This is a genomic window from Paracoccus wurundjeri (assembly GCF_030678915.1).
GTDB classification, from domain to species: Bacteria; Pseudomonadota; Alphaproteobacteria; order Rhodobacterales; family Rhodobacteraceae; genus Paracoccus; species Paracoccus onubensis_A.
In genome coordinates, this window is record NZ_JAUUTZ010000050.1 from 1 (window position 1) to 14328 (window position 14328).

At 56.1% G+C, this 14328-nt stretch carries 13 protein-coding genes; 6 read left to right on the top strand and 7 right to left on the bottom strand.

Features of this window, described 5'->3' with window-relative positions; all coding sequences use genetic code 11:
- Positions 1–167: 167 nt before the first annotated feature.
- A complete protein-coding gene (locus Q0601_RS24235) occupies positions 168–1370 on the bottom strand; it encodes a pyridoxal phosphate-dependent aminotransferase (protein WP_305292711.1) in 1203 nt (400 codons plus the stop codon).
- An 89-nt stretch (positions 1371–1459) separates the two neighbouring features.
- On the opposite strand from Q0601_RS24235, the gene Q0601_RS24240 reads away from it, so the two are divergent.
- Together Q0601_RS24240 and Q0601_RS24245 are read left to right on the top strand one after the other, a co-directional pair.
- Positions 1460–1774 (top strand): succinate dehydrogenase assembly factor 2, encoded by a 315-nt coding sequence (locus tag Q0601_RS24240; protein ID WP_305292713.1) that lies wholly within the window; start codon positions 1460–1462, stop codon positions 1772–1774.
- A gap of 214 nt (positions 1775–1988) precedes the next feature.
- Entirely contained in the window at positions 1989–2513 is a 525-nt protein-coding gene (locus tag Q0601_RS24245; protein ID WP_370656188.1) for a MarR family winged helix-turn-helix transcriptional regulator, read from the top strand.
- Between the two features lie 77 nt (positions 2514–2590).
- On the opposite strand, the gene Q0601_RS24250 is transcribed toward Q0601_RS24245, so the two are convergent.
- Entirely contained in the window at positions 2591–3019 is a 429-nt protein-coding gene (locus Q0601_RS24250; RefSeq protein WP_305292715.1) for a VOC family protein, read from the bottom strand.
- 146 nt (positions 3020–3165) lie between these two features.
- Between Q0601_RS24250 and thyX the strand changes: the two genes are divergently transcribed.
- A complete protein-coding gene (gene thyX, locus Q0601_RS24255; protein ID WP_305292717.1) occupies positions 3166–4077 on the top strand; it encodes an FAD-dependent thymidylate synthase in 912 nt (303 codons plus the stop codon).
- A gap of 41 nt (positions 4078–4118) precedes the next feature.
- Here the strand turns inward: thyX and Q0601_RS24260 are convergent, their stop codons facing one another.
- Positions 4119–4451: a DUF2794 domain-containing protein gene (locus tag Q0601_RS24260; protein ID WP_305292736.1), complete on the bottom strand. Its 333-nt coding sequence runs from the start codon at positions 4449–4451 to the stop codon at positions 4119–4121.
- 131 nt (positions 4452–4582) lie between these two features.
- Positions 4583–5875, bottom strand: a complete 1293-nt coding sequence (ccrA, locus tag Q0601_RS24265) for a crotonyl-CoA carboxylase/reductase (RefSeq protein ID WP_305292719.1) — start codon at positions 5873–5875, stop codon at positions 4583–4585.
- 224 nt (positions 5876–6099) lie between these two features.
- Between ccrA and Q0601_RS24270 the strand changes: the two genes are divergently transcribed.
- Both Q0601_RS24270 and Q0601_RS24275 read left to right on the top strand, forming a co-directional pair.
- Positions 6100–6843 carry a carbonic anhydrase gene (locus tag Q0601_RS24270; RefSeq protein WP_305292721.1) on the top strand — a complete coding sequence of 248 codons (744 nt, stop codon included), beginning with the start codon at positions 6100–6102 and terminating at the stop codon, positions 6841–6843.
- 138 nt (positions 6844–6981) lie between these two features.
- Positions 6982–8940 carry a protein meaA gene (locus tag Q0601_RS24275; RefSeq protein ID WP_305292723.1) on the top strand — a complete coding sequence of 653 codons (1959 nt, stop codon included), beginning with the start codon at positions 6982–6984 and terminating at the stop codon, positions 8938–8940.
- A gap of 30 nt (positions 8941–8970) precedes the next feature.
- On the opposite strand, the gene Q0601_RS24280 is transcribed toward Q0601_RS24275, so the two are convergent.
- Genes Q0601_RS24280 through Q0601_RS24290 form a run of 3 tightly spaced genes read right to left on the bottom strand, consistent with a single transcriptional unit; the run spans position 8971 to position 12009 of the window.
- Complete coding sequence (locus tag Q0601_RS24280; RefSeq protein WP_305292726.1) at positions 8971–10260, bottom strand: arylsulfotransferase family protein; 1290 nt, start codon at positions 10258–10260, stop codon at positions 8971–8973.
- 40 nt (positions 10261–10300) lie between these two features.
- Entirely contained in the window at positions 10301–11773 is a 1473-nt protein-coding gene (locus Q0601_RS24285) for a sulfotransferase (protein WP_305292728.1), read from the bottom strand.
- Complete coding sequence (locus Q0601_RS24290; protein WP_305292730.1) at positions 11770–12009, bottom strand: hypothetical protein; 240 nt, start codon at positions 12007–12009, stop codon at positions 11770–11772. The genes Q0601_RS24285 and Q0601_RS24290 overlap by 4 nt, the downstream gene beginning before the upstream one ends.
- A 1192-nt stretch (positions 12010–13201) precedes the next feature.
- Here Q0601_RS24290 and Q0601_RS24295 point away from each other — a divergent pair.
- Positions 13202–14206, top strand: a complete 1005-nt coding sequence (locus tag Q0601_RS24295) for a hypothetical protein (RefSeq protein ID WP_305292732.1) — start codon at positions 13202–13204, stop codon at positions 14204–14206.
- Positions 14207–14328 lie beyond the last annotated feature (122 nt).

Consider the following 14328-nt stretch of genomic DNA (forward strand, 5'->3'; position numbering starts at 1 on the left):
TTTGTGTCGTTCCTTCTGTTGCTCAAAATGCCCTGCGACTTTTTCTCTTGGAGGGGGGGCCGGGGTGCTTTTAGGGGAGGGGGGGTGGGGGTGGGGGGAGGCGGGGCCTTTCCCCCGGACCCCGGGATATCTGGATGCGGAAGAAGCGTAGAACGGTGCAGAGGTGATTAGCTGCAGGCTTCGCAGAAGCCACGGATACGGTTCATCGCGTCTTTCAACTGATCGTCGCTGGTCGCGTAAGAGATCCGGAAATGTGGGCTGAGACCGAAAGCCGCGCCAAAGACGACTGCCACACCGGTTTCTTCCAGAAGCGCGGTGCAAAAATCCTCGTCACTGCCGATGGAGGCCCCGGCGGGCGATGCCTTGCCCAGCAGATCCCTGATCGAAGGATAGACGTAAAACGCACCCTGTGGAGTGGGGCACTCGATGCCGGGGCAGGCGTTCAACCCAGCAACCACCAGATCGCGGCGGCGTTGAAACGCCTTCCGGCTTGTGGCGATGTAGTCCTGCGGGCCGTTCAATGCGGCCTCGGCGGCATATTGGCTGATCGAGCAGGGATTCGAGGTCGACTGCGATTGCAGTTTGGCCATCGCCTTGATCAGCGGCTCTGGCCCGGCACCATAGCCGATACGCCAGCCGGTCATCGCATAGGCCTTGCTGACCCCGTTCATGGTGAGAACGCGATCTTTCAGGCGCGGCTCGACCTGCGCGGGCGTGGTGAACCTGAAGTCGTCGAAGATGAGATGTTCATAGATATCGTCGCTGAGCACCCAGATGTCGGGATGGCGCAGCAGCAGATCGGTCAGTGCCTGCATATGGTCGTGGCCATATCCTGCGCCGGAGGGATTCGAGGGCGAATTCAGGATCAGCCATTTCGTGCGTGGCGTGATCGCTGCCTCCAAAGCCTGCGGGGTAAGGCGGAAACCGTCATCGATCCCGCAGGGAACAACGACCGGAGTGCCGCCCGCCAGCAGCACCATATCCGGATAGCTGACCCAATAGGGCGCGGGAATGATGACCTCGTCCCCCGGGTTCAGTGTCGCCAGCAGCGCGTTGAACAGGATCTGTTTGCCGCCCGTTCCGACGGTGATCTGCGACGGCGCGTAATCCAGCCCGTTTTCACGGGCGAATTTGCCACAGATCGCCTGTTTGAGAGAAAGCGTTCCGTCGACCGCAGTGTAACGGGTGTGACCGGCATCGATGGCATCCTTGGCTGCCTGACGGATATGCTCGGGCGTGTCGAAATCCGGTTCCCCGGCGGACAGGCCAATGATGTCGCGGCCCCTGGCGCGCAGATCCCCTGCGCGTGTCGTCATCGCGATCGTCGGCGACGGTTTGACCCGCGCCAATCTGTCGGAAAGAAACCCCATTCTTCTGGCTCCGCTGATTGTATCTGCCATAATCATGAAATAGGCCTGTCAGCGACCGGCCACAATGCCGGAAACAAGGAAGTACAGGCATGGCAGAGGCTGAAAGCCCCGAAATTCGTTTCCGCCGACTGAGAATGCGCAGCTGGCGACGGGGAATGAAGGAGATGGACCTGATTCTGGGACCGTTTTCGGATGGCCCGCTGAAGGAGCTTGGCGATGCCGAGCTTGAAAGTTATGAAAGCCTGCTTCGGGAAAACGATCAGGATTTGTATCGCTGGATCACGGCAAGGCTGAACGGTCGGCAGGATGAGACCGGCCCTGCTGCGCTGTCCGCGCTTCTTGACCATATTGCCGCCTTTGCCGCCGGACGTCTTTCCGTGCGGGATGGCGGTCAGATCCGATAGATCGCTGACGATATATGGATGCGCAGCCTGTCCGTACCTCCGCTGCTTTTCTCATTGGCGGTCGGGTGACGGAAATGTTGCGCATGACCGGCGAACATGCCCAACAGACCATTTTCAGTTCGAATAATCATTTGCATGGCACGGATTTAACCGATGATTCGTGTTTATGAGGCATGTTTGTCCGGAGTGTTTATTTGACAGGAATTGCCCGGCCATGTTTTCCCGTGCGTCACAAGTCAGGATACCGATTGGTGAAGCTGAATGCCCGGCTGCCGTTTCCGATCACGCCTCGGCCTATTTGCAGACCATTCCATTGCTTGAACGCCTTCACCGTCGTCTGATGGATGTCATCAAGGATGAATTCGAACGGCTTGGCAGGCAGGACCTAACTCCGGTTCAGGCGATGATCCTGTATAATCTTGGATCGGATGAAGTTAGCGCTGGCGAGTTGCGATCCCGCGGGATGTATCAGGGATCGAATGTCAGCTATAATCTGAAAAAACTGGTCGGCATGGGCTATGTTCATCATGAACGTTGCGAACTGGACCGCCGTTCTGTCCGGATACGGCTGACCGATGAAGGATTGGAGATCCGAAACCTTTTGCGCGAACTTTTCGTCAGGCATGCCGAGGATCTGAGCAGACAGGGAATCCTTGACGAATTTCCCTTGCCTGTCATCAATCGGCAGTTCCGCAGGATCGAGTCCTTCTGGGCCGATCGGATACGGTATATCTACTGATATCCCGAATATCCGACCCGCAGCGTCAGGATGCGCCGGAGATCGGCAGCTTTCATACCGCAGCCGCGGCGAAACGCCTACCAGGTTCCGGTATTTTCCATGCTTGCCCAGGGTTCGGCCGGTGCCAAAGGCTCACCTTCCTGAAGCAATTCTATCGATACATTGTCAGGGCTGCGAACAAAGGCCATATGACCGTCGCGCGGGGGGCGGTTGATCGTGATGCCGGCATCCTGCAATTTCTGGCACATCTCGTAGATATCGCCGACCCGATAGGCGAGATGGCCGAAATGGCGGCTGTCCGACGGCAGGCCGGTGTCGCCGTCCCAGTTATAGGTCAACTCGACCGGACATTCCGGCTGATCCGGCGGTGCCATGAAGACAAGGGTGAAACGCCCCTTGTCGTTATCGATACGGCGCGTTTCCTCCAGCCCAAGCAGGCGAAAGAAATCCATTGTCTTGTCCAGATCCTTTACGCGAACCATGGTGTGAAGATAGCGGATATTCATTGTGGCTCTCCTTGCGGCAATGCGGCTTGGCGGCAGATTGGCATGTCCGGAAGCCACTGGCAAATGCTTCGGCCGCGTGCATTCCAGTTGCACGACTCGTCGCGGAATGGCACAAGATGATGTGTCAGGACAAGGGATGAACCACCATGAATACGCCAGTCACCCCGGAACAGCAGGCCGAGATCGACAATTTGCGCGAATCCTCGCGCCAGACGCTGCGGGTGATTTCGGAAGGGATGGAGCAGCATCTTTATACCGCGCACCCGGTACTGGATCATGGATTTGTCCGGGTGGTGGATTATATGGGCGACGATGCCGCGATCTGTCAGGCGGCGCGGGTCTCTTATGGACGCGGCACGAAATCGGTGCAGAATGACGAAGGGCTGATCCGTTACCTGATGCGCCACTGGCACTCGACCCCGTTCGAGATGTGCGAGGTCAAACTGCATGTCAAACTGCCGGTTTTCGTCGCCCGCCAGTGGATTCGTCACCGCACCGCCAATGTAAACGAATATTCGGCGCGCTATTCGATACTCGATCGCGAATTTTATATCCCTGCGCCCGAAAACCTTGCCGCCCAGTCGAGTGTCAACAAGCAGGGACGGAGCGAGGTTCTTCAGGGAGACGAGGCGGCGCGTGTTCTTGATCTTTTGCGTCAGGATGCGATGCGCAGCTATGATCATTATGAAGACATGCTGTCGCAGGACGGGCAGCAGGGGCTTGCGCGCGAATTGGCGCGGATGAATCTGCCGGCCAATATCTATACCCAATGGTATTGGAAGGTGGATCTGCATAATCTCTTTCATTTCCTGCGCTTGCGGGCGGATGCTCATGCGCAGTATGAAATCCGCGCTTATGCTGACGCGCTCTGTGATATTGTTGCCGATTGGGTTCCTGCTGCTTTCGCCGCGTTCCGTGACTACAGGATGGAGGCGGTCAGCCTGTCCGCAGGGGCTGTTGCGGTGTTGAAGCGGCGTCTGGCGGGTGAAACCGTGAGCCAGGAAGAATCCGGAATGAGTGCCCGCGAATGGCGCGAGTTTCAGGAAATCTGGGGATGACAGGCTCCTGAAGCCTTCGGGACAAGATGCTGCGACATGCTTCAGGTGACGGCGCGGATCAGTTTCTTGTCGAAGACCTTCAGTACCTGCCCAAGATCATGGCCGCGTTTGAGGATGCGGCCATCCATTGCGATCACCGCATAAATGCCCTGTGCATTCCGAAGTCTGGGACGTTTTTCGATCCGGTAAAGCGGGTGTTCCGTCGCGCGCCGGAATATGCTGAACACTGCGGCATCACGCAGAAATGACATTGCGTAATCACGCCATTCTCCGGCGGCGACAAAGCGGCCATATACGGTAAGGATTGCGCCAAGTTCGGTTCGGTCAAAGACCACCCGGTCGGGATCGGCGGAGAACGGCGGGGCGGCATTCATCATGTCGGGATGGTGACATTCCACCGGCGGCAAATCAACGAAAAATGACGGGCATTCGCGGCGAGTTGCCGGATCGTATCATGCGCCGGAAATCCGGAAACGACACCGGCGATAGCCGGGATGTCACGCGGTTAGCTTTTTCGGCCTGCTTCAAGCGCGTCTTCGAAGGTCCGCAACCCGGTCCTTGGCGATTGAACAAGAACCGACATATTCCCCGGCTTATGTTCGTTCCTATACATTTTCAGATGCGCCTGCGGAATCTCGGCCCATGGGAAGACTTCCGACATGCAGGGATCGATCCGGCGCTCCAGCATCAACTGATTCGCGGCGCTGGCCTGTTTCAGATGGGCGAAATGGCTTCCCTGAACACGCTTCTGATGCATCCACAGATAGCGCACGTCGAAGGTGCAGTTGAACCCGGTGGTGCCCGCGCAGATCACGACCATTCCGCCTTTCTTGCAGACGAAGGTCGAGACGGGGAAGGTCGCTTCGCCCGGATGCTCGAAGACGATATCGACATTGTTGCCTTTGCCGGTAATGTCCCAGATTGCCTTGCCGAACTTGCGGACTTCCTTGAACCAGTCGGCATATTCGGGTGTGTTCACCGTTGGCAATTGCCCCCAGCAGTTGAAATCCTTGCGGTTGATCACGCCCTTGGCTCCTAGGCCCATGACGAACTCGCGCTTATCCTCTTCGCTGATCACGCCGATGGCGTTGCCGCCTGCCGCGTTGATCAACTGGATCGCGAAAGAACCAAGTCCGCCTGAAGCGCCCCAGACCAGCACGTTCATGCCTGGTTTCAGCTCATGCGGCTCATGGCCGAACAACATCCGGTAGGCGGTTGCCAGCGTCAGCGTGTAGCAGGCGGATTCCTCCCATGTCAGATGACGCGGGCGCGGCATGAGTTGCTGTGCTTGCACACGGGTGAATTGCGCGAAAGAACCATCCGGCGTCTCGTAGCCCCAGATCCGCTGGCTGGGCGAATACATCGGGTCGCCGCCATTGCAATGCTCGTCGTCGCCATCGTCCTGATTGCAGTGGATAACCACCTGATCGCCGACTTTCCAGCGTTTGACCTTGTCGCCCACGGCCCAGACGATGCCCGAGGCATCCGATCCGGCGATATGATATTCCGCGCCATGCCCGTCGAACGGGCTGATCGGCTGGCCAAGGCCCGCCCAGATGCCGTTGTAGTTGACGCCCGCAGCCATCACCAGAACCAGCACCTCATGACTGTCGATTGCCGGGGTATCCACGACCTCGAGCTGCATGGCCTTGTCCGGTTCTCCGTGGCGCTCACGGCGAATCGCCCATGCATGCATTTGTCGGGGAACATGGCCAAGGGGCGGCATCTCGCCGATATCGTACAGATCTTTCTCGGGCGCCTCATAGGGCGCGATTGAGGTCGGGGCATCAAGAGCCATCTGTATCTCCTTCGTCGTGCTGCGGCGCAGAATCACCGGGTTTGATCTTGTTAAAATTGATCTGGTAACAATGCAATGCTGGAAGTGCTTTTTTTGAAATATTATGTCTCTCTTATTGTTGGGCAGTCGAGATTTACCAATGATCGTGAAACTGTTTCCGTCAGTATGGATCCTTCCTTAAATTGAGCCTCCCGGGGCTGCCCGGTATCTTAGTAGGAGTAACGATGAAAAAGGTAATTTTGATTTCGCTTTTGTTCGCACCACATTTAGCGCTGGCGGAAGAAACAGCAGCGCATTGGTCCTATATGGGTGAGACGGGGCCGGAGCATTGGGCGGAAATCGCGCCCGAAGACAAGGCGTGCAAAGCCGGGACACGGCAATCGCCCATCGACCTGTCCAAGACCGATGCTGTTGGCGAGTTGTCCTTCACTTCGGATTATCGCGCCGTCCCGATGAAAATCTGGAATAACGGGCATACGATTCAGCTGGATGCCAAGAATGCCGGGGAAATGGCAGAAGACGGTAAGATTTACAATTTGTTACAAGTGCATTTCCACGATCCCAGCGAACATGCCCTGAACGGCAAGAATTATCCGCTCGAAGCGCATTTCGTGCATCGGGACAAGGATGGCGAGCTTGCGGTACTTGGCGTATTCATCGAGGAAGGAGCGGAAAATCCCGAACTCGCCAAGATTATCAGTCATATACCGGCAAAACCCGGAGAGCCGATGGTGGTCGAGGGATTGGATTTCGATCCTTCGGCGCTGTTGCCGGATAATCTGGCGGCCTATCGTTATTCAGGATCGCTGACCACACCGCCGTGCACCGAAGGTGTCGCGTGGCGCATCCTGAGCCATCCGATCACCGCCTCGGCCGATCAGATCAAGGCGCTTGCCGATGTGATGGGTTCCAATAACAGGCCGCTGCAGGCCGTCAATGGCCGCTTGGTCGTGCACCCGGCTCAATGAGGTAATATGCGGGCGGTGTTATCGCGCCGCCCCGTTTGCAGCGCCATAGTCGTGGCTTTTCTGCATAGCAGCGAATTGACGGCGCATCAATGTTTCTGTATCTGCACTCATCAGGCAACATTGTTTCGAGGCGATATCATGGCCCAAAAAGACAAGCCCTGGTTGTTCCGGACCTATGCGGGGCATTCAACCGCGGCGGCGTCGAATGCCTTGTACCGGGGGAATCTGGCCAAGGGGCAGACCGGGCTTTCCGTAGCGTTCGATCTGCCAACACAGACGGGCTATGACAGCGATCACATCCTGTCACGCGGAGAAGTGGGGAAGGTCGGTGTGCCGATTTCCCATCTGGGCGATATGCGGGCGTTGTTCGATCAGATCCCATTGGAACAGATGAATACCTCTATGACGATCAACGCGACAGCGCCCTGGCTGCTGTCGCTTTATATCGCGGTGGCGGAAGAGCAGGAGGCGGATATCTCGCAGCTCATGGGGACGGTGCAGAACGATATCATCAAGGAATATCTCTCACGCGGAACCTATATCCTGCCGCCGAAGCCTTCGTTGCGATTGATTACCGATGTGGCGGCATATACGGCAAAACATCTACCGAAATGGAATCCGATGAATGTCTGCTCATACCATCTGCAAGAGGCAGGGGCGACGCCGCAGCAGGAACTGGCTTATGCGCTTGCGACCGGTATCGCGGTGCTGGACGATCTGAAGGGCAAGGTTTCGGAAGAAGATTTCCCGGCCATGGCAGGGCGGATCAGCTTTTTCGTGAATGCCGGCATCCGATTCGTGACCGAGATGTGCAAGATGCGTGCCTTCACTGAATTGTGGGACGAGATCACGGCAGAACGCTATGGCATCGAGGATCCGAAATACCGGCGTTTCCGCTATGGCGTGCAGGTCAACAGCCTTGGCTTGACGGAACAGCAGCCTGAAAACAACGTTTACCGGATCCTGCTTGAAATGCTGGCGGTGACATTGTCGAAAAACGCGCGGGCAAGGGCGGTGCAGCTTCCCGCCTGGAACGAAGCTCTTGGCCTGCCGCGCCCCTGGGATCAGCAATGGTCGCTGCGAATGCAGCAAATCCTGGCCTATGAGACGGATCTTCTGGAATATGGCGATCTCTTCGTGGGCAACCCGGTGATCGAAGCCAAGGTCGAGGAACTGAAGGCGGGCGCGCGGGACGAGTTGAAACTGCTGGATGACATGGGCGGGGCGATCGCCTCTATCGAATATATGAAATCCCGTCTGGTCGAGGCAAATGCCGAACGCTTCAACAAGATCGAGACCAATGAGACGGTCGTGGTCGGCGTCAATCGATGGGAGCAGGGCGAACCGTCGCCGCTGACCGCCGGCGATGGCGGGATCATGGTCGTCGATCCAAAAGTGGAACAAGAACAGATCGATCGCCTGATCGAATGGCGAGACGCACGGGACGATGCCGCGGTGCGTACGGCGCTGGAAGCCCTGCGGGAAGCGGCACAGGAGGGCAGGAACATCATGCAGCCATCGATTGCGGCGGCCAAGGCGGGAATCACGACCGGCGAATGGGCTGGCGTGATGCGGCAGGTTCATGGCGAATATCGCGGCCCGACCGGGGTTTCATCCTCGCCCTCGAACCGGACCGAAGGGCTGGAAGAAATCCGCGAGGCTGTCGACGCGGTGAGTGCGCGGCTTGGGCGCCGCCTGAAATTCATCGTCGGTAAGCCGGGGCTGGACGGGCATTCCAACGGTGCCGAACAGATTGCCTTCCGCGCCCGCGATTGCGGAATGGATATCACCTATGAAGGCATCCGCCTGACGCCCGAGCAGATCGTCACCCGCGCACAAGAGGATGACGCGCATGTCGTCGGTCTTTCGATCCTGTCTGGCAGTCATCTGCCGCTGATCGAGGATCTGATGAACAGAATGCGCGCAGCAGGACTGGATCATATTCCGGTAATTGCCGGTGGGATCATTCCAGATGAGGATGCCAAGCGTCTGCTGGAGCTGGGCGTCGCGCGGGTCTATACGCCCAAGGACTTCCAGCTGAACCGGATCATGATGGATATCGTGGCACTGGTCGAGCCCGAGGAAGAGGCGGCCTGAACCGAAGCAGGCCGCCTTGTTACCGTTGGTTCAGTTCTGTGCAAGCGTGGCGCATTGCGGCACGCCGTCGTCAAAGAAATCCTCGGGAATATAACGCGCCTCGGTGATGATGACATTTTGTTCGTCATCCCATGGGAACTGGCGCTCCCATAGCAGATCGCCGTCAGGGCTGACCTCCATGATCCTTCCGCCTTCGGCTTCGGTCAGCAGAATATTTCCATCGGGCAGAATCTGATGCTTGCCCCGGCGCCAGGTATAGAATGGCAACTCATCCGAGCCGGTGAACAAGGTCTGGACCTGATTCTCGCCCGGCCGAATCGACAGGATGCGACTGGCGTCGCTGCCCGTGGCGTTATCAAAGACCGTGATCGTTCCATCGGGCTGGAAATCGGGATCATGCTGCTTGAACCAGGGGCCATAATGCCACCATTTCATCCGGCCGGTTTTCGGATCCACGACGGTGATCATGTTCAGTTCGCGCATGCTTAGCAGGACATCGCCCGCTTCGAACATCGGGAAGGCATCCGCCATATCGGCGCGCAAGGGCTCGGCGTCGTTCGGATGGAACGGGTCGCCCAGATAGGTAATCTTTTCATCGGCATTTTCCGGAGTGCGGGTCCGGATCTTCAGCATCGCCATCTGATCTTCATTATCGCCTTCAAGCATCTCTTTGCGGATGCTGACACTATCAAGGGTTTCGCCGGTTTCCTCGTCGAGCCGGTAGATGTCATCATCCATCAGCGTCACCAGACGACCTTCGCCATCGCGATTGATCGAGTGATGAAACCGGTCGTTATGGGTCCATAGTGGCTGACCGCAGGCGTCGATCCGGGTGATTGCCTGTCCGCCATCAAAGGTCAGCGCAAGCGAGCCGTCCTCGAAGACTTCCATCCCGTGCAGCATGACATTTTGCGGCTCACGTTCGGTATCGAGAAGATCGTAATGCACCGGCCAGCGATGAACTTCCTTTCCCTCGGGATCGTAAAGGCGAACCGTGTGGAAGGATTCGTCCTGCGTTTCGCTTAAACCTGCAACGAGGATATAACCTTCCGCGGCGCTACCGGTCAGTTCTCCGGAAAATCCGCGATCCGGATCGGAAGAGCGTTCAATCGGTTTGACCAGATGCCGCGTCGGCTCCAGCCCGATATCGTTTTTCCAGTTATTCGCAATATCCATCATCGTGCTATGCGCGAGTCCGATCTGCGGCGCGGGAAACCAGTTCCACCAGGTCGCGATGGTTCCGTAAATCACGGCGATGACCGCAATCGACGCAAAGGGGATCACCGCCGCCAAGGAGCGGAATATATTTTTTATTTTCAAAACTCTCAGGCTCTTTCTTGATTTTCTTGGAAAATATGTATCACAGCGCGCGATCCAGAAGCACGGCATGCAGATCTTTTGCACGCTTCAGCAGATCGGCAGGGGCACCGGGAAGATCCGGGGACGGGCGCGGCGCGCGGAACATGCCGGCCGCCGAGGACAGCGAGGCTTGATCAGGGAGCGACAATGCTTCGGCCAATTTTGGCAATTGCTCGTCAGGGCGACTGCTAAGCGTGGCATGATCGACGAAGATCGCATCCTTCGGGGCGCTTTCCAGAACATGGGCATAGGCGGCATTCCAGTAGCGCAACCAATATGCGCTTGTCTCTGCGCCGTCAGTGTTATCCGGGGCGCCGGGAAAGGCGATCGGACGCAACGCCGCCCCGAACTCGAAATGGCCTATCCCTTCCATATATTGCCGCGCGAACCGATCACGGGAATGCAGATCGGTAAAGCGGGCATGCTGCCGCATGAGCGAAGCGATCTGACTTTCCGGGTCGCGGATCGGAATCACGATCTGCGCCCGGGGGAATGCCGCGCTCAGCAGGGGCAGGCGGGCGATATTGGCATTGTTCTTGGAAACATAGCGCGATGCACCCGGAGAGCCGGCAATGATCTTCCGCATATGCTGCAACAGAAATGTTTCGAATTCCGGATTCCGGTCTGTCTCGTCCCAAAGAGCGATCTGACCGTTCCTGTAACGTTCGCGCCAGAAGGTCATCCAGATCATTTCCTCGAACGCTTCGGGACTGTCGAAATCCACGGAAATCCCATCGCCATGGGCGCGTTCCGACTTTTCACCTGCCTTGCGAAACAGGCTGGAAAAGCGGCCCCAAAGCAACGGCGACAGGGTAAAGGGCATATTGCGATAGGTGGCCGCCGCGAATTGTGGCCGCCCGGCAAGAAGCTCCAGCAGGATGGTCGTTCCGGCGCGAGGCAAGGAGGTGATCAGAACCGGGCGCTCAGCACGGGTGGCCGCGATCCTGCGCCGCCACAGCCGGTCCTCGAGCCTGGAAAGACCCTTCTGAAGCCCCGGGGAGGAAAAAGCCTGATTATGCAATGCCCGATCAAGCGCGGAATAAGGAACCTCTTCCCGGGAATCGCCCTGGGAATTTTCAGCCTGAACGGGTTTTTCACGAAACCGGCCCAGTAGAAACCACAGGGCAATGCTGCCGATGGTGGACCACATGATGAATGTCCAGCTAAGTGCGATATCCATCGTATCGCTTATGCTGAACAGGCCCAGAAGATCCCCGCCCACGATAAAGACCGCCGCGGCGATAAAGGCGACAGCAGCAATTGCAAGCAGAACGACGACGGTTTTCACAAGGGAAAGCGCGGCACGCCGGGCCTGGCGTTCCTTGACGTCATCGTTCAGATCGGGATCGGATATGACCGAGATGGCCTCATGCGCGATATGAATGGCCGCGCTGGCCCGCTGTTCGACTTTCATGAATCGCAGCACCGAGATGAGTGCGATCAGGCTGGCGGTAAGCGCGGCAACGGTGATCATTGCGACTCTTGGCCTTCTTCACTGGTGGGTTTCTTGCGCAGGAGTCGTTTGAGCGGGTACCAGACAAAGCCGACAAGGGCGAGGATGACGACGGCGATGACCGCGATCATGGTTCCGATTGCGGTCAGCCCGGCGCCCGGACCAACATAGGCCAATGCGGGCGCGGCATTCAGGGTCGCAAAAAGCAGAACAAGCGCGAATCCGCGCTTGCTGTTACGAGATGGGGGAAATGACATTGGTTTACCTTTCCGGATGATCGTCAGGGTAATGAATAAACTGGGGGTTATCTGGAGTGGTTCCGGTCGTCATCTGACGGAAGCGTGCGCTGGCATAATTCTGCCGAATGATTTCGGCAAATTTTTGCTACAAAACTCCGGGAAATATTCATGTCAGAATGCATATCGGCCAATCCGGCGAACTGCCGATCGTTAGTGGATCGCGCCTATCGATTACATGGTTATTCGCGATCTCCGGAAAAGATGAATTTTCCGGACTGCGGCGCAATGAGGGTGGGACCTTCTCAAGTCCCACTCATATCTTGCGTATGCAATTGTTTTCAGAGAGGAATGGTGGGTGATAACGGATTTGAACCGCTGACATCTTCGATGTGAACGAAGCGGCCTCTACGCAACCTGTTGTTTTCTTGTGAAGGGAGCGCTTTTTATTCGGGATTTTTTGCCAGCTTCACGTTCTGTTCCGATTCACACAGGTTCACTGAACCGGAGAACGCTTCGTAAAATTCCGGGCGAGGCGTCGCGTTGTGTTTTTGGTCAGGTTCCTTCACTACCCCCCGCATGAAAGCGACTCACGACGATAAGACCTTCACCCTGACCGGCCATACTGGTCCGGGACATTCTCAATCGAGGAACTGCCTAAGCAACTGGCCTTTTACCGCGATCAGCGGGACAAGTTCCCAAAGGAAGGGCGCTTATGATGCCACGATCGAGGCGCTGGAGAAGCTGGCGAAAGAGATCGGCGCATAAAAAAGCTCGCATCAGAGAGCCGGCGCGGGTCAAGTTTGGACACACAGGCCGGCAAAGCCCGCGCACCGGTGACGTAACTTGGACGCCCAGTCGCAGGCTATCCGTAAGATTACCTGCGCAGATTCGCCCATCTGCCAGCCGCGCTTTCGTGTCGCCCTGAATTACGATCGCGTGGCGTCTTCCACCCATTCTTCTGCGTCGTGGTCATCCCCGGCTGCAACCTCGATGCGAACCGGCTGATTCTGTATCTATGTCGCACGATGCCTGGCATCGCCAACGGTCGCTTCACGGGTGCTGTAAATGAGGTCGCCCGTAAGCTTTGTTGCAACAACACCAAGGTGGGGTTGCCAACCTATATAAAAAATATAGTCTAGCATAGATCGAGGAACGATCCTTGGTTCTTCTTTTGAACCCGAAAATTACTAAAGTGAATGGATCCGTTTTCATGGATAACTCTAAACCTGTTGCTTACCTGCGCATTGGATCTGACAAGGCTGGCACTACCACAATTGGCAATCTCGTTATGCGCCATCCCGAGTTCTTTACAGATGCTGATATTTTTCCCTTCCGAAGGAATTTTATCCATGTAGTTGATCGAATTTTAAAAGATGCAGAGATCCGCGCCCCTTACTTTGCGTATCATGGCCGCGTTCCGCGTCTCGTGGATGAATCAGAGGGATTTATTAATGATTACTGCGCGGGCCGCTTTAATGACAGCTCGCTGTTTCTATACACCGAAGTCATATGGGGGCGTTGTGCTAAGAATCCTCAACGCGCCACGCTTTCCGGCGAAATATTGCGAGCAATTCAGAACTGGCTATCCAATCATCGCTTGAAAATCATCTTACATTTACGCCGCGCAGATCTTTACTTTGAGTCCCTTTACGGACAATCAGTCAAGGGTGGAAGAGGGGTGCCCTTGGAGGAGTTCGCCAACGGGATTCGAGCACGCACATTCAATGAAAGTCATCTCGAATTTTTTCGTCATGCTGAAGAAATTATCGGTCGTGATAATATAATTATTCGCCCATTTGAGCGCGCAAGTCTCGTGGAAGGAGATCTGATTCAGGATTTGGCATCTATTTTGGGTATCGAAAGTGTTGATTCAATTAACCTTCCAACTGGAAATGAAAGATTGCATAGAGCTGTTACGGAGGTAATTGTTGAAAATTTTGACGTTGGAAAAAAGAATTTTACCAATAAGTTATTGTTTGATATTTCGGATGAAATATATCGCCGTGGAGTGAGAGATCAGCGATATTTTTTGGAAAATCAGTTGCGACAAGAAATTATCGCACATCATGAAAAGTTCTACTCATATTTGAGTAAGCACTATATGGGCAATGAAGCGGTTTTTAGAGAAGAAATTCCCTGCGTTCAAGATGCCAGGTATAAGGTGGAGCCCGAAATTCGCGCGTTTATCTTAGATCGCCTCGAAAAGGGAATATGAGGCAGCCAAAATTAGGGTCAGGATCTGTAATTGCATAGCTCAGGCGGTGTTGATCCCTTGAGGGTTTCATGGATCTGTCCGCACTGACCGAGCCGAGGCTGGTCGTGCTGTATCGGGTCTCA